The 16,804-nt window shown below is 47.6% G+C and carries 11 protein-coding genes, 2 tRNA genes and 1 pseudogene; 7 read left to right on the top strand and 7 right to left on the bottom strand.

Annotated elements, in window-relative coordinates; translation table 11 throughout:
* Window position 1 precedes the first annotated feature (1 nt).
* The gene (locus tag U0358_RS11875; RefSeq protein ID WP_317497566.1) at window positions 2-3,100 is read left to right on the top strand and encodes an efflux RND transporter permease subunit; all 3,099 of its coding nucleotides are present in this window, start codon (window positions 2-4) and stop codon (window positions 3,098-3,100) included.
* Window positions 3,101-3,135: 35 nt separating this feature from the next.
* On the opposite strand, the gene U0358_RS11870 is transcribed toward U0358_RS11875, so the two are convergent.
* From U0358_RS11870 to rsgA, 3 genes and pseudogenes are all read right to left on the bottom strand, one after another.
* On the bottom strand, window positions 3,136-3,864 hold the full coding sequence (locus U0358_RS11870) for a glycerophosphodiester phosphodiesterase (RefSeq protein ID WP_322406401.1): 729 nt from the start codon (window positions 3,862-3,864) through the stop codon (window positions 3,136-3,138).
* The gene (gene asd / locus U0358_RS11865) at window positions 3,861-4,739 is read right to left on the bottom strand and encodes an archaetidylserine decarboxylase (RefSeq protein ID WP_322406400.1); all 879 of its coding nucleotides are present in this window, start codon (window positions 4,737-4,739) and stop codon (window positions 3,861-3,863) included. The genes U0358_RS11870 and asd overlap by 4 nt, the downstream gene beginning before the upstream one ends.
* Window positions 4,740-4,741: 2 nt before the next feature.
* Window positions 4,742-5,773, bottom strand: a pseudogene (gene rsgA, locus U0358_RS11860) (small ribosomal subunit biogenesis GTPase RsgA); the annotation flags it as partial.
* A gap of 82 nt (window positions 5,774-5,855) precedes the next feature.
* Here rsgA and orn point away from each other — a divergent pair.
* The 4 genes from orn to U0358_RS11840 all read left to right on the top strand — a co-directional run bounded on the left by orn (window position 5,856) and on the right by U0358_RS11840 (window position 8,260).
* Window positions 5,856-6,407, top strand: a complete 552-nt coding sequence (gene orn, locus U0358_RS11855) for an oligoribonuclease (protein ID WP_322406399.1) — start codon at window positions 5,856-5,858, stop codon at window positions 6,405-6,407.
* 40 nt (window positions 6,408-6,447) lie between these two features.
* A complete protein-coding gene (locus tag U0358_RS11850) occupies window positions 6,448-7,995 on the top strand; it encodes a BCCT family transporter (protein ID WP_322406398.1) in 1,548 nt (515 codons plus the stop codon).
* An 82-nt stretch (window positions 7,996-8,077) separates the two neighbouring features.
* Window positions 8,078-8,153 (top strand) — tRNA-Gly (locus U0358_RS11845).
* Window positions 8,154-8,184: 31 nt separating this feature from the next.
* Window positions 8,185-8,260, top strand: a tRNA-Gly gene (locus U0358_RS11840).
* 72 nt (window positions 8,261-8,332) lie between these two features.
* Here U0358_RS11840 and U0358_RS11835 read toward each other — a convergent pair.
* From U0358_RS11835 to U0358_RS11825, 3 genes are all read right to left on the bottom strand, one after another.
* Complete coding sequence (locus tag U0358_RS11835; protein ID WP_317497560.1) at window positions 8,333-9,478, bottom strand: dicarboxylate/amino acid:cation symporter; 1,146 nt, start codon at window positions 9,476-9,478, stop codon at window positions 8,333-8,335.
* Window positions 9,479-9,554: 76 nt separating this feature from the next.
* Window positions 9,555-10,472, bottom strand: a complete 918-nt coding sequence (locus U0358_RS11830; protein ID WP_317497559.1) for a histone deacetylase family protein — start codon at window positions 10,470-10,472, stop codon at window positions 9,555-9,557.
* A 2-nt stretch (window positions 10,473-10,474) separates the two neighbouring features.
* Window positions 10,475-12,316 carry a GNAT family N-acetyltransferase gene (locus U0358_RS11825; protein ID WP_322406397.1) on the bottom strand — a complete coding sequence of 614 codons (1,842 nt, stop codon included), beginning with the start codon at window positions 12,314-12,316 and terminating at the stop codon, window positions 10,475-10,477.
* A 91-nt stretch (window positions 12,317-12,407) separates the two neighbouring features.
* Between U0358_RS11825 and U0358_RS11820 the strand changes: the two genes are divergently transcribed.
* Complete coding sequence (locus U0358_RS11820) at window positions 12,408-14,504, top strand: tetratricopeptide repeat-containing diguanylate cyclase (RefSeq protein ID WP_322406396.1); 2,097 nt, start codon at window positions 12,408-12,410, stop codon at window positions 14,502-14,504.
* Window positions 14,501-15,721, top strand: coding sequence for an Nramp family divalent metal transporter (locus U0358_RS11815; RefSeq protein ID WP_317497556.1), 1,221 nt, complete (start codon window positions 14,501-14,503; stop codon window positions 15,719-15,721). The genes U0358_RS11820 and U0358_RS11815 overlap by 4 nt, the downstream gene beginning before the upstream one ends.
* Before the next feature lie 54 nt (window positions 15,722-15,775).
* Here U0358_RS11815 and U0358_RS11810 read toward each other — a convergent pair whose 3' ends face one another.
* Window positions 15,776-16,771 carry a DUF4382 domain-containing protein gene (locus U0358_RS11810; RefSeq protein ID WP_322406395.1) on the bottom strand — a complete coding sequence of 332 codons (996 nt, stop codon included), beginning with the start codon at window positions 16,769-16,771 and terminating at the stop codon, window positions 15,776-15,778.
* Between the last annotated feature and the right edge of the window lie 33 nt (window positions 16,772-16,804).

Here is a 16,804-nt window from a genome sequence, read left to right as displayed (position 1 = left end):
TATGTTGTTGTCTGACCTTTCTGTAAAACGTCCGGTTTTTGCAACCGTACTGAATATTCTGTTGGTGGTTTTCGGTATTGTGGCTTTTACCATGCTGCCGTTGCGCGAATACCCGGATATTGACCGGCCCATAGTGTCTATTAATACAGACTACCCCGGCGCCTCTGCCGAAGTGGTGGAAACTCAGGTCACACAGCTGGTCGAAGACCGCATTAGCGGTATAGAAGGCATTAAAAACATTAGTTCTAGCAGCCGCAACGGCCGCTCCAGTATTAGCATTGAGTTTAATCTGACCCGCGACATTGATGCTGCCTCAAATGATGTTCGTGAACGAGTGTCCCGGGTACTTGATAACCTGCCTGAAGAAGCCGACCCACCCGAAGTCTCAAAAGCTTCCAGCGATGAAAGCACCATTGTCTGGTATAACCTGCGCAGCGAGAGCATGTCGATTCTGGAGCTGACTGACTATGCGGAGCGGTACATCGTCGATCGTCTGTCAGTTGCCGACGGGGTTGCACGAGTTGTCATTGGTGGCGACCGACGCTATGCGATGCGTGTTTGGCTGGATCGTGATGCCATGGCGGCACGACAGGTGACGGTGACCGATATCGTCAGCCGTTTACGTGAAGAAAATGTTGAGCTTCCGGCGGGAGAAGTCGAGTCAACCGACAGGGAGTTCTCGGTTCGTATGGCACGCGCCTATTTGTCACCGGAAGACTTTAAAAATCTGGTGATAAGACAAGGTGACGATGGCTATTTAGTGCGTCTGGCGGAGGTTGCCCGGGTAGAACTGGGTGCAGAAGACGACAAAACCGACTTCCGTGGAAACGGCGTTAACATGGTTGGTGTCGGTGTCATTAAGCAGTCGAAAGGCAACACTCTGGACGTAGTGAAGAACGTTCACCGGGAAATGAAAAAAATTCAGCAAACATTGCCGGAAACCATGTATCTGGCACCCAGTTACGATTCATCGATATTCATTCAGGGTTCCGTTGATGAGGTTTACAACACGCTGGCCGTGGCGATGGCGCTGGTTATTGTGGTTATTTACCTGTTTTTAGGGAATATAAGGGCAACCATAGTGCCTGCGTTGACGGTACCTGTGGCTATTATTGCTTCCTATATGGTTTTGTTTGCTTTGGGCTTTTCCATCAACTTACTGACCCTGCTGGCGCTGGTACTGGCTATTGGTTTGGTGGTTGATGACTCCATTGTGGTTTTGGAAAACATATACCGCCGCATAGAGGAGGGAGAACCTCCTATCCTGGCCGCTTACCGCGGGGCCCGGGAGGTGGGCTTTGCGGTTATTGCGACGACCCTGGTACTGATTTCGGTATTTGTACCCCTGGCTTTCTTAGACGGGAATATCGGTAAGCTTTTTACTGAGTTTGCTCTTGCCATAGCCGCCGCAGTTGCTTTCTCGAGTATTGCCGCACTGACGTTAACACCAATGCTGAGCTCTAAAATACTCAGTAAAAAGGAACGTACCAGCAAATTCGGCCAGGCTTTTGATGCAACTTTCAATTGGCTGGAACACGGCTATCGACGTGTGCTTGAGAAAAGCGTGAAGCGTCCCATGATGGCGATAGTGCTGGTAGTGATGTCGGGCGTTGTCGCGTTCGGTTTATTCAGCTTTATTCCACAAGAATTCGCGCCACCTGAAGATAGGGGAACTTTCTACATTCAGGTGCGCAGTGCTGAAGGAGCGAGTTTTGAGTCCAGCTCCAGACATATGGACGAAATAGAGCAGATTCTTTTGCCTTACATTGATGAAGGCAAGATTGACCGCTTAATTGTTCGTGCGCCCGGTTGGGGCGGTAGTGCCGGTATTGCCATTGTTGGCGCTGTTCCTTTTGACGAGCGTGACTGGTCAAGTTTTGAGCTTATGGAAGAAATGCGCTCTCAATTGAACTCAGTTGTCGGCGTTCAGGCGTTCGCTTTTATGCGCAGTGGTATTAGCGGCGGAGGCGGCCGACCGGTCGAGTTCGTGCTGCAGGGGAACACCTATGAGCGCTTAGCGGAATTCAGAGACATTGTGATTGAAGAGGCATCGACAAATCCTGGGTTACAAAATCTCGACAGTGATTACAAGGAAACGCTGCCACAGTTACTGATTCAGGTCGATGAAGCGAGTGCTGCCGACCTGGGTGTTTCGGTGCAGGACATCGGTATTACCTTGCAGTCTGTGTTAGGTCAGAGACGAGTAACAACCTACCTTGATCGGGGCGAAGAGTATGACGTGATGCTGGAAGGCGAGAAAGCGGATTACCGTAGTCCCGGCGCTATCGATAATATCTATGTTCGCTCTCGCAAAAGTGATGAATTGATTCCGCTTTCTAACCTCGTAACCATCACTGAGCAGGCAACGTCAGCCCGGCTGAACCGTTACAACCGTATGCGCAGTGTCACCATTGAGGCGAATCTGGCTGAAGGCTATTCACTGGGTGAAGCCTTAAGTTACCTGGAAGGCGTGGTGCAGGAAAAACTGCCGGAAGACGTTTCGATTGATTATAAAGGTGAGTCTCAACTGTACAAAGAGAGTGGCAGTTCAATCGTCTTTGTTTTCGGGTTGGCATTGGTCATTACCTTCCTGGTTCTGGCTGCTCAGTTTGAAAGCTTTATTCACCCCTTGGTCATTATGCTGGCGGTGCCTATGGCGATAGTTGGGGCTTTACTGGCCCTGTATGTAGCCGGAATGAGCATTAATATATACAGTCAGATAGGTATTGTGATGCTTATAGGTCTGGCCGCGAAGAACGGTATTCTCATCGTTGAGTTTGCGAACCAGTTGCGTGACTCTGGTATGGAGTTCAAAGAGGCGGTGCTTAAGGCCGCACAGCAGCGTCTACGGCCTATTGTGATGACAGCCTTCACGACCTTAATGAGCGCCATGCCGTTGATTCTGGGCTCTGGTCCGGGGGCAGAAAGTCGTATGGTTATTGGTACGGTTATTTTTGCCGGAGTTGCCGTGTCAGCGTTTTTGACGTTATTTGTGATTCCTGCTCTGTATATTGCACTAGCGAAAAATACCAGCTCACCAATGGCTATTACACGTAAACTGGAATCTTTACAGGAAGAGTACCCGGACCATCATAGTTGATGGTCTGCGGCGTTATTTAAAGCATATTTAAAGTGCTAGTAGTGCAGAATAGGTTCGTTGCCGGCAGTGGTCAGGCCGGCAACAACGTTTTGCGCATAACTTGGGTGATTGGTAAATATACCGTCGACGGCCATTGCGTGCAGTTCTTCAATATCGTGTTGTCCATCCACAGTGTAGACATAAACTTGTAAGCCTCTGCGATGACCATCTGCCACCAGTTCCGGAGTGACAAAGTCGACAGCAAAGTGAGCAGAGAAAGCCTGTAGCTCCTCTGCGAACTGACAATAGCTCAATGGGCAACTGGCACTTAAAGCGCCAATTTTAATTTCAGGACGACGCTTTTTAAGACGTTGTAGCCAATGATGATTAAAAGACGAAACCAGCAATTGCTCGTGCTTAAAATTGGCGTTCTCCAGGGCGTAGTCAACATCCAGCAGGAGTTCTTTAGTGGGTACGTCGCCTTTGAGCTCGATGTTGACATGACAATGTCCGTTAATATGAGCTAAAGCTTCACGCAGTGTGGGTATGGACTGCTGACCGAAGACTTTCAGGCGTCGAATTTGCTCTGCGGTTAAATCTTTTAATCTGCCCGGGGTGGCTGTCAGGCGTTCTAAATACCGGTCGTGAAAGACAAAACGCTCACCGTCAATGGCGTAAACATCCAGCTCTATGCCATGCACTCCGCTGTCCATTGCGCGCGAGAACGCGGCGAGCGTATTCTCCGGAGCCTCATAACTGGCTCCTCGGTGAGCCCATAAAATCAATCGTCGCTCTCTTTTATTTCTGCCATCACCTCACCCATGCGGGTCACTGACTGAGGTTTAAGTTCATCGTCAAACTCAATGGCGTCTTTAGCAAAGGTCAACACAACGGTTGAGCCCAGTTTAAAGTGCCCCATTTCCTCGCCCTTTTTAAGATGTATAGCGGAGTGTCCCGAGGTTGGATATGACCAGCTTTGAATACGGCCGCCGGTAGGAGGCGTTATGGTACCGGACCATACAGTACCGATACTGGCAACGATTGTCGCACCAACCAATACCAATGACATGGGGCCAACTTCGGTCTCAAAAATGGCAACTACGCGTTCATTTCGGGCAAAAAGGTTAGGGACATTAGCCGCCGTTAACGGGTTAACGGAGTACAAGTCACCAGGTACATAAATCATTTTTTTCAGCACGCCGTCGCAGGGCATATGAATGCGATGGTAGTCTTTTGGCGCTAAATAAATGGTCGCAAATTTACCGTCAACGAAAGGTTTCGCATCTTCTTCGTTGCCTCCCAGTAATTCCTGTAACGAATAATCGTGGCCTTTGGCCTGAAAAATACGTCCTTTTTCAATGTCGCCCAATTGGCTGACGGCACCATCGACCGGATGAGCCAGTTCGTTTTCGCTGGCTTCTAAGGGTCTGAGCTCAGGTTTTAAATGGCGGGTAAAAAACGCATTAAAGGTTTTATAAGCTTTTGGCGATTCTTCAATGGCTTCACTCATATCAATTTTATACTGCCGGATAAACCAACGGATAAACAGCTGAGTAAACCATCCGGCACGCGCTGCAGCAAACTTCCCCATTAAGCGGGAAATCAAATGCTTAGGCATGACATGCTGGAAGAAAATTTTGACTTTATCGGTCTTAGCCACAGTTATTTACCTCGAATTGCCCGACTGGGCTTTTGTGTTTTCATAGTCTCAATAATGCGATGATAATTAGAAAGACGCCAGTCATGCAATTGATTGTTGCTGACAGCTTCCTGTAATGCACAACCCGGGTCGTCTGCGTGTTTGCAGTCACGGAATTTACAGCCACCTAAATAGTCGCGAAAATCCACATAGCAACGAGCGATTCGCTCGGGTTCCAGATGCCACAATGAAAACTCCCGAATTCCAGGAGAGTCAATCAATGCGCCGCCTTGCTTTAAGTCATACCAAGTCGCGACTGTGGTTGTGTGCTGGCCTAATCCTGAATTATCGGACACTAAATTTGTTTCTGCGTTCACGTCAGGTAGCAGTTGATTGACCAACGAGGATTTGCCCACTCCCGACTGTCCAACCACAATAGAAATACTGTCTTTCAGCATATCCTGCAAGGTATCGAGACCATCCTGAGTCGCGCTGCTGACGTTAAGGACTTTATAGCCAATGCTCTCGTAGTCTTCTAAGCGCTGCTGGATATGGTTGCGCTCATCTTCGTCTATTTCCGGCAGTAAGTCGGCTTTATTCAGGACAATAATCGGCTCTATACCAATGTCTTCGCAGGCGACTAAGTAGCGATCGATAATCGGGGAGGAGAAGCTTGGCAATACGCTCGAGATAATAAAGATTTGATCAATATTAGCGGCAACCGGTTTAAGACCGTCGTAGTAGTCGGGGCGTGAAAGCAAGCTGTCACGTTCCTGAACGGCAACCACCACACCCTGCATTCCTTGTTGCTCAACCGACGATCTGGACCATAAAACGCTGTCGCCGCACACCAGGCTGCTGATGACTCGGCGAATATGGCAGCGATAAGTATTTCCCTGCTCGTCACGGATATCGGCATGTTGGCCAAAGCGGCTTATAACGCGACCGGGCTCCGGTGCATTAAGCTGGCTGTTGGTCCACTCTATATCGGTATTTTTCAGTCGTTTTTTCTGATTGACTGATACTTGCCGTTGCTGACCTTTGTTAAGACGTCTTGCGTTTTACCAAGCCCGTTAACCTGTTGTCGTGCTAGAAATGACGCTATCATACAACAAATTGTATTGAGAGAGCAGGGTAATGACCGAGGACAATAAGAAACAACGCTTAATTTGGATTGACCTTGAAATGACAGGACTGGAGCCTGATGAAGATCACATTATTGAAGTGGCTACTATAGTCACCGATGCCCAGTTAAACACTCTGGCCGAAGGGCCTGTCATTGCGGTTCATCAGCCACAAAAGTACCTGGACAGAATGGATGACTGGAATGTGAAAACGCACACCGGCTCCGGTCTGGTTGAGCGGGTAAAGCAAAGTCAGCACGACGAGCGAAAAGCGGCTGCAGAGACCATTGAGTTTTTAAAGCAGTACATTGATGCCGGCGTATCGCCAATGTGCGGTAATAGTATCTGTCAGGATCGCCGTTTTCTGGCAAAGCATATGCCTGAGCTGGAAGCCTTTTTCCACTACCGGAATTTAGACGTCAGCACGTTAAAAGAGCTGGCTAAACGCTGGAACCCGGAAGTTGCCAATAGCTTTAAAAAGTCAGGAGCGCATGAGGCTTTAGCGGATATTCGGGAGTCTATTGGTGAACTGAAACATTACCGGGAAAACTTTTTACGACTTTAATCGGTACTAGAATTTATTGCTCAACCAGGCTGGAAGAAATATGAAACCAAATGAAATGTCGAAAGCAAAAAGTGTAGGCGATAAAGTCGTACTGGTTCTGACAATGGGGTTTATTATCCTGTTTTTGGGCTTGTCAATTTGGAATATTGAGCTTACGGCAGCTTCCATAGAAACGGGGTTCGCCTGGACGGCCAAATACTTTGGTTCGTTCTTTCAGACTTTGCTAATACTCACATTTTTCATAGCCTTAGGTATTGCGCTTAGTCGTTATGGAAAAGCCAGAATTGGAGCAAGGTCTACACCTGAAATTAGCACTTTCCGCTGGCTTTCAATGATTCTTTGTACCTTGCTTGCAGGCGGCGGTGTTTTTTTCGCGGCGGGAGAGCCTGTCTATCACTTTCTGGTGACTCCACCTGTTAGCCCTGCGGAAGCCGGCACACAAAATGCGATTGCACCAGCTTTGGCCCAAAGCTTTATGCATTGGGGGTTTTTAGCATGGGCGGTTTTAGGATCACTCTCTGCAATTGTGTTGTCCTACTCCCATTATGTTAAAGGCAAACCCTTGCAACCCCGAACCTTGCTTTACCCTGTTTTTGGTGAAAGAGCACTGAAAGGCGTTTTCGGGAGTGTTATAGACTCATGCTGTGTCATTGCCGTTGTTGCAGGCACTGTAGGACCAATTGGCTTTTTAGCGACGCAAGTGAGCTTCGGGCTGAGTGAGCTGTTCGGCGCGACAGATGGCTTTGCGTTGCAGCTTGTTATTCTTTTGTGCCTGGCTGCAATTTACATGATTTCCGCACTTACGGGGCTACACAAGGGAATTCAGTTTCTTAGCCGAATGAACGTATTTCTGGCTATAGCCATAGCTGCTGTTATCGTAATATTCGGACCAACACTATTTTTGGCCAATAGCTACTTGCAGGGAATGGGGCAGTATATTGGTTCATTTTTCGAAATGGCAACAATGACGACGAATACCGCACCCGACTGGTGGATGAAATGGTGGACAGTCTTCTTTTTTGCCTGGTTTATTGGTTACACGCCGTTGATGGCTGTATTTGTGGCGCGAATCTCTCAGGGCCGAACGATTAGACAAATGGTTTTATCAGTAGCGGTTATTGCGCCGATTGCGACAACACTTTGGTTTACCTTGCTCGGTGGTTCAGGCATTTTCTATCAGCTTGAAGGCGTGTTCGACTTAACGGAGCCTTTGACCAACTTTCAGTTTGATGTAGCGACGTTGACCGTGGCACAGGCATTACCTGGCGGTAAGCTAATGGCTACGGCTATTTTGCTGTTAACAACAATATTTGTAGCAACTACTGGTGATTCTATGAGTTACTCTATTGCTATGGTTGGCGCCGGCCATGATGAACCTCAGCCTTGGGTTCGTGTTTTTTGGGGTGGGGCTATGGCGGTTATGGCGGCCGTTTTACTGTATATGGGAGCTGGGCAAATTAGTGTCCTACAGCAGTTTATTGTTATTACGGCATTGCCGGTGTCGTTAGTAATATTGCCCACTTTGTGGACCGGGCCTCAGACTGCGAAAGCTATGTATGAGGAACAGTCCCAGGGAACATCTGACTAAATGTTCTACAAATAGAGATGTTTTTCCGAAAAAATATTGACGAATGCGGCGTAATGGGTAGAATACACGCCGCACTGACGAAGCGGGAATAGCTCAGCTGGTAGAGCACAACCTTGCCAAGGTTGGGGTCGCGAGTTCGAATCTCGTTTCCCGCTCCAACGTCAGTCTTTCCACCAGAAGTAGCAATACGCGGGAATAGCTCAGCTGGTAGAGCACAACCTTGCCAAGGTTGGGGTCGCGAGTTCGAATCTCGTTTCCCGCTCCAAGTTTTAATCGCTAGTACGTTTCAATTGAATTTAATACGCACCAGCGACTAGATGTTCTGAATCTTCGTTTACTAACTCTTCTTCGAACTGTCCACAAACATAGCGATAGCACCATCACCCGTAATATTACAGGCGGTACCAAAGCTGTCTTGTGCCATATACAGGGCTATCATTAAGGCAACTGCGGTTTCGCCGAAGCCCAGCATGGAACCTAACAGGCCAACTGCCGACATAACGGCACCGCCAGGTACCCCGGGTGCGGCTAACATGACAATACCTAACATTAAAATAAACGGCAGCATGGTAAAGAAGCCGGGAATGGCCAGTGAACTGTGCAGTACCATAACCGCGACCGCACAACTGACAATGGTAATGGTGGAGCCGGCTAAGTGAACGGTGGCGCAAAGTGGCACGGTAAAGTTGGCTACGTCGTTATCGACTTTGTTTTTACGCACGCTTTGCAGGGTAACCGGAATAGTGGCTGCGCTGGACATAGTACCTAGTGCAGTAAAATACGCCGGTAGCATATTTTTGATTAAAAACAGTGGTGAACGACCGGTTTTTATACCCGCCATAATGTACATGGAGGTAATGTAAATCCAGTGCAGGGCAACGGCGAGTATCAGTATTACACCAAAGGTTTTCAGGGTGTCAAATACTGTACCTGCAACAGCCATTTCAGCAAAGATACCGGCAATATACAGCGGTAGTAATGGAATAATAACTTTAACCAGTAGCAGTTCGATAATGTCACGGCCTTGATCCGACAACTTTTTCAAACTTTCTGCTTTGGTACTGGCAATGCCCAGCCCGAAGATAAAGGCTAAAACCAGTGCTGACATCACTTCCATTAGTGGTGGAACCGACAGCTCAATAAATGGTTCGATAGTGGCTTTGGCTTCGGTAGAAACGCTCTGAGCATCGGTGGTAAGCCAGGGCACGACAATGCTGGCAGCAAAAAACGCAACAATACCTGCAATAACGGTAGAGGCATAAGCAATACCTAAGGTTTTCCCCAGCATTTTTCCGGAGTTGCTCGGTAAGCTGGCAATACCGCTGGTAATGAAGAACAAAATAAGCAATGGGATGGTAAAGAATAACAGCTGACCGAACAGAGCTTTAAAAGTCAACAATACCTGACTGACCCACTCCGGCATGTATAATCCAATGAGAATGCCGGCGACTATACCCGCCACAAGCTTAAGAACTAATCCCATAATATTCGACTCTTTTTATGAATGTTTTACGAATGGAGGCGTGTTGTTGCAGGCCTTATTTACAGGCGTTAACCAATTAGAGTAAACCTTTTAAATGCGCAACAACACTACGGCCTAAAGCGCTGAGATTATACCCGCCTTCGAGCGTAGATACGATACGACCGTCACAATGTTTGTCGGCAATTTCTTTCAGCTTAACGCTTATCCAGTGATAGTCTTCTTCTTTCAGTAAGAACTGCGACATATCGTCTTCGGCGTGACCATCGAAGCCTGCTGAAATAAGTATGAGTTGTGGTGCAAAGTCATCTAACGCCTGAAACCACTGTTGGCTAACGGCTTCTTGCCATTGTGGGCCTTTGCATCCTGCGGGTAAGGGAACATTGTGGATATTGTCTGCGCTGGTGTCCTCCCCGGTAAATGGGTAGAACGCCTGCTGAAAAGAAGAACAAAATAAAATGCGTTCATCGTTCTGAACAATGTCTTCTGTTCCGTTACCGTGATGTACGTCAAAGTCGACAATGGCAACGCGTTCAAGCCCGTGCGTTTCCAGAGCATGATAAGCGGCAATAGCAACATTATTAAACAGGCAGAAGCCCATCGCTTTATCGCGAGTGGCGTGGTGTCCGGGAGGCCGAACGGCGCAAAAAGCTTGTTTATTGTAGGTGGTCAGCACATCATCCACCGCGTTGATGGTGGCTCCGGCAGCCTTCAGGGCGGCGCTTTTACTGCCTGCGGTTACTAAGGTGTCCGGATCAATCCACTCGTGGTCGTACTCCGGAATTTGCGCGAAAACAAAGTCGACATGCTCTTTGGTGTGAGCTCTATAAATAGCCTCCAGAGGCGCGTCGGAGGCGTCTTTTCTGACCAGCACAAAGTCCATTCCTGAGCGAATCAGTTGATCGTTAATGGCCGCTATGCGCGCCGGGCACTCCGGGTGTTGTTCATCAGGAATATGATCCAGGCAATCTGAGTGACTAAAAACAACGATAGACATAGCTAGTCTGCGTCCTCGTTCAGCTCGAGTTTCAGCAGCACTTCTCCGGGCTCTTCACTGGGTAGGCGCTTAAAGCCTCCGCGCTCGAACACGCTGAGCATGGGCTTATTAGCTGCCAGAACATAGGCCTGCATACTGTCCAGTTTGCGCTCTTTGGCAATGCGGATCATTTCATCCAGTAACATCCCCGCCATGCCGCGTCCCTGGTACTTCTCACGGGTAACAAAAGCCACTTCACAGCTATTTTGAGACTCAATGAAGTAGTAACGTCCTACGGCCTGAATTTGAACCGCTGAGCCCTTTTGGCGAACAATACACAGGGCCAGGTCTTTGGACTGATCAACGCTGACCAAATTACAGGATTTTTCCCGGGTCATGTTGGTGGGGACTGCGTTGTATCGTAGCTGCAGAGTTTCTTTGGTATGAGAATAGAAAAACTCCTGCAATCGTCGTTCATCCGATGGATACAGCGGTCTTAAGTCAAAAGACTCGTTATTGATTTTTAGTTTCTTAAAACCGATGTCACCAAGTTCAGGCACATCGACAGGCGTTTGTTGCTGGTAGTTGGGCACCCAGTAATGTTTGCGTACTTCCTGCAACAGGTGGCTACGGAATTTAGGGTGGGCAACCCGAATCAGCTCTAATGCGCGTTCGCGGATACTTTTTCCGCGCAGCGATGCCACCCCAAATTCGGTTACAACATAGTGCACGTGCCCTCGTGTGGTGACCACTCCGGCGCCTTCACGAATAAAAGGAACAATCCGTGACACCTTACCGTCTTCGGTAGTCGATGGCAGAGCTATTACAGGCTTACCACCTTTACTTAAAGACGCGCCACGACTGAAGTCAACTTGCCCGCCAATACCACTGTAAAACTGATGTCCTATGGAGTCGGAAACAATCTGTCCGGTTAAGTCCACTTCAATGGCGCTGTTAATAGCCACGAGTTTGTCGTTACGGGCGACATTGGCTGGCGAGTTAACGTACTCGCTGGGGTAAAAGCCAACGTGGGGGTTGTGATCAACAAAGTCATACAACGCTTTAGAACCCATACAGAAGCTGGTGACGATTTTGTTTGGGTGAAAGGTTTTTTTACGGTTGTTGATAACCCCTTTGAGCATAAGGTGCATGACATCGTCAGTGATAAGCTCACTGTGAATGCCAAGATCTTTATGATTGCTCAGGTAACGCAGTGCCGCCGCGCAAATAGTGCCTACGCCAATTTGCAGAGTCGCGCCATTTTCAACCAGCAACGCAATGTACTGGCCTATACGTTCGATGATTTTATTGTTTTCCAGGCTTGGCGGTGGCAGCTCCGGTAGTGGCGCCGCGTGTTCCCAAAAATGGTTAATCTGATTCGTGTGCAAAAATGACTGACCATAGGTAACCGGCATATTCGGGTTAACCTGAGCTATTACTGTATTGGCAGACTTAGCTGCCGCCGCAACCACATCAACCGACACGCCCATAGAATGGTAGCCGTACTTGTCGGCGGGGCTGACCATAATTAAGGCCGCATCCAGCGGCAGAATTCCGTTACTGAACAAATTCGGAATATCGGAAATAAAGCTGGGCGTGTAATCTGCGCGTCCTTCGTTAACTGCCGTTCGTACCGTATCGCCACCAATAAAAAAGGTATTTACCTTAAAGAGTTGCTGATACTGCGGACCCGCCCACTTGTTATTGGACAGCGTCATTAACTGCACAATTTCAATATCGTGCAGGTTTTTCGCATTTTCTATCAGGTCATCAATAAGAGCCGTAGGCACCGCCGCGTGGGAGCCTATAAAGATCCTCTGCCCCGATTTCAGTATCTTTGACCAATCTAATTTTGTCGTTGTCATACTGCTGTTTTACCTTAGTGATTAGCTTTGTGCAATCATTCAAATTGAGATAAACTTGGTCGTTAATTAATCATTGAACGGACTCGCTGCCATGAATAATAAAAACAAGAAATGGGTTCACTATTGCTTAGCCGCTTCAGCGTTTTATCTGTTGGTAAGTTTTGGGTCCGTATCAGCTCAGCCTTCGGCAGAAAATATTAACGGTGTTCTGGTTAATATGGCCATGGAGGAGCAGTTGGATGATTATCTTAATTCCCTGGGTGAAGATGAAGACTCCAAAGCCATTTTGTTTAATGTGCTGGAGAATATGTCAGCGAAAACGGCCATAGCGACCCGGGCCAGAGCTAAAAGTTACGAAGTTTCCTGGTATTACTATGAAAGTGAAACAGAGTTAGCCTTTGAAAAGCTGGATGAACTGTTAGCACTTGCCAGAGAAAGTGAAATTGCTGATGTAAAAGCCGAAGCTCAGGCGACTCGAGTTGAGATACTTCAAATGGAAGGTAAATACGGCGAAGCGTTTTTGCTGCTCAACGATGTTGAAATTCCCCTTTCAAACTCACGTATGCCACGGGTTCGTTATTACGGTCATAACCTCATTTCGAGAGTCTATGCTGACTGGAACCGTTACGATGATGCCTTGCGCCACTTGCTGCTGGCTCAGGATGCAGTGAACGAAACAAACAACGAAAGAACGCCCATCCGTCAACAATATTTGGACTACTCAATCGCGATTATTCAGTCTGAGTTGAAAAACTGGGAAGGGTCGCTAAAAACAATTAATAAGGCAATTCAAAGCGTTAAGCAAAACGAGCTGGAATACGACTTGCCTGATTTTTATCTGCATAAGTCTTACGTTGAAGCTGGAATGGGTGATCGCGACTCCTCTCTGGATTCACTTAAAAAAGCGTATGACGCTGCGATTAAAGACAATCGTACGTATTTACTACCCGTTATTCTCAATAATTATGGCGACCACTACATGTATGAAGAACAGTGGGAAGAAGCTCGCAGCCATTTACGAGAAGCCCTGGAGCTGGCCGAAGAAGTCGAAGATATCTGGATGGCACAGACTATCTATTTTAATTTGGGTTTTATTGATGTGCATCAGGGGAATACCGAGGCGGGCTTTAAAGAAATGCGTGAAGCGGTTGAGTTTTACCGTGAAGAAGGCATAAAGACAGAGGTTGAAGGCTTACTTGGTGAGCTTGCCGAAGCCTATGAGTTTGCCGGACAACATCAGAATCAGGCTGAAACTCTGAAGCAACAAATGGAACTGATGGAGGAGCTTTACCAGAGTGACCAGCAGCAGAACCTGGCTAATTTGCAGCAGCTTTATGAAAGCAAAGACAAAGAGCAGCAAATAGAGTTGCTGGAACGCCAAAATCACTTAAAAGAACAAGTACTGAAAATTAACAAACAACGCAATATGATTTGGTTGCTGTTGGGGATCTTTGCCGTATCCTCAGTTGTCTTTGTGTTTTTTATGTACCGTAAAGCACAGAAAGCGAATTTACGCTTAAAAGCGGCGAACAGCATGTTGGCTGATCAGTCGTTAAAAGACCCGCTTACAGGCTTGTGGAATCGGCGTGCACTACAAAAAGAAATGGATGAGCGCAAGAAACATGGCGAGCGTCGTGATGCCGCTACTCAGTCGGATGGCTTGATTCTGCTTGACCTCGACTTTTTCAAACGCATAAACGATCAATTCGGGCATGCGGCGGGGGATGAAGTGTTAGCGGAGGTTAGCCGACGTCTGCAGATGATATGCCGAGACAGCGACAAGCTGATACGCTGGGGCGGGGAAGAGTTTCTCTTTCTGGTTCGCAACGTCGATGATGAGAACTTAAAAGAACTGAGTGAGCGAATACTGAATGAGCTGGCTAATAAGCCTGTTAGGTTTGAAGGTTATGAAATTCGAGTGACAACCACTATTGGTTTTATTCGCTTACCTTTCTCGGGTGTTTCAGAGAAACAAATGGATTGGGAAAAAGTACTTCAGGTTGCTGATATGGCATTATATATGGGCAAAGCACACGGGCGTAACCGTGCTTGTGGGGTTACTCAATTGCATGTGTCGTATGAAGAAGCCCAGGCAATACTCGAAACTGATTTATCTGAGGCATTAAGTAATAAATGGATCTCTATGGAAACCATAGAGGGTCCTGAAGCGCCTCAAGAGCCATTATGAAGCTCTCTCAGTTTGGTCCTGGCGCACTGGTCGCTGCGGCTTTTATTGGTCCGGGTACCGTTGTTACGGCATCGTTGGCTGGTGCTGATTATGGCTATGCCTTGTTATGGGCATTAGTTTTCTCTGTTTTCGCTTGTCTTATCTTGCAAGAAATGTCCGCTCGTATTGGTTTAGTAACGCAGGCCGGATTGGGCGAAAATATCCGAAATAACCTGACCTCTGGCTGGCTGCGGTGCTTAGCTCTTTTGCTTATTTTCAGTGCGATAGCCATTGGCAATAGCGTTTACCAAGGCGGAAACTTGTCCGGAGCGAGTTTAGGGGCTTACGAACTACTGGGGCCTGTGCCATTAGTTGATAAATGGTTAAGCAATGCTTGGGCGGTGGTTATTGGTGTTGTGGCTTTCCTTGTGCTTTGGTCAGGCAATGCTCGAGTTATTGAAAAGTCGCTAATCGCCATGGTGCTCCTCATGAGTGTCGCATTTTTAGGTACGTTCTTTTTGACTGATGCTGACTGGGCTGACGTATTTAACGGTATTTTCGTGCCCAGTATGCCTTCGGGCGCGACGCTTACCGTGGTTGCGCTCATTGGCACAACAGTTGTGCCTTATAATATCTTTCTTCATGCCTCCAGTATTTCTAAAAAGTGGCAGTCAACCAGTGATTTGCCGGCTGTTCGCCGAGATCTATTTGTGTCAATTCCGTTGGGTGGCTTAATATCAATGGCAATTGTGGCGACTGCCGCATCGGCATTTTTTGGCCATCAAATTACAATCTCCAGTGCTGCCGACTTAGCCGTCTCTTTAGAGCCCCTGTTTGGTGATGCCGCAACTTATTTAATGGCAATTGGTCTGTTTGCTGCAGGGATCTCCTCAGCAACAACGGCTCCTTTAGCAAGTGCCTACGCACTAAATGGTATTATGGGGTGGTCAGTGAATTTGAAGAGCCGCGCCTTTAGAGCTGTATGGTTGACTATTTTGGTGTTGGGCGTAGCTATTTCCAGTCTTGGTATAGAGCCTGTCACCGTTATTTGGTTTGCGCAGGTAGCTAATGGGGTTTTGCTGCCTGTTATTGTGGGCTTTTTATGGTGGTTGAGCTGCGGAAATTTGTTGGGTCAGAATCGCAATTCTTGGTGGCAAAACTTGTTAGCTGCAATGGTCTTCATTATTTCAGTTGCATTGAGTGCTAGAAGTTTAGGCTCAGCGTTTGGAGCTTTTTAGCTCTCTAAAATAAGAAGAAGGCAGCGTCCATGCTGCCTATAGCGATGAAACGAGTTACTCGCTTGCTGCACCAACGAATTCGAGTTCTATCGGCTCACTTGATGCTTCAATGGTAATATTCTCAGTTAAGAAAAACTCTATGTCATCATCTGCTTCCGGGTTATCCGAATCATTACAAGTTAAAGCAGCGGTGTAGTCGCCGGTCGCAATGAAACCCATAGCGAAGTCATAGGTATCAACCCCGTCAAAATAGACCGCTGTACTCGCGTACGGCTCATTCTCTTCGTTACCGCCGTTGTCGGCTAACGCTGAAGCTTCTAAGTCGCTGCCTTCATAAAGGTAAACGTAAGCAACCGGTTGTGACTCATCGTCAGGCGCGACAGTGCAGGTTTCATTAAACAGCAGAGCTCCTTCTGCTACCGAGCCTTTCAAGTGGCCAACTGCAGAGTTATCGACTAAGCGAACGCCTCGAGGCTTCAGAATATAGTGGCTTTGACCTACCGGATTTGTCATTGAGTTGCGTAAGTCAAACTCGACGGTAAAGTTAAGGTTGCCACCGGCATCGGCAATAAAGCCATCCAATTTAAGTTCATTAGAAGGAACCTGAATGCTCACCTTCTCGGCCTCGCCGTCACTATTTGTGTCGGTCATAACGTATGACCCGTCGGCCATAACCAACCTCAGTTGACCGTATTGTCCGGCTTCTATTTCAGCATCTTCGAGAAACATCATGGACTCGTTGCCAGTGAACTCTAATAGATTAATACCTATGGTGTTAGCTATGGGCTGGCCTTCCTCATTAGTACAAAGATCATTTTCTTCAGGAACCTCGATATCTTCACCAACGGTGAAAGTCCGCGGAGAGCTGCCATTTCCTGTAAGCTCAATGGCATTAAAGCAAGCGACAACAGATTCAGCATTGTCGACCGGTGCGTCACTGATACCTAAAGAAAACTGAGCGAGATCGTTAGTGTCGTTACTATTTGATCCTCCGCATGCAGCCAGACTTAATGTAGCGGCGACCAGCGTTGTTAACATTAACTTATTCATAGTGCTCTTCCTTTTACTCGTGAAACACTTTGA

This window comes from Idiomarina sp. PL1-037, assembly GCF_034422975.1.
Classification (GTDB): Bacteria; Pseudomonadota; Gammaproteobacteria; order Enterobacterales; family Alteromonadaceae; genus Idiomarina.
Note: the sequence above shows the minus strand (reverse complement) of the source record. Positions and strands in the feature narration are given on the sequence as shown.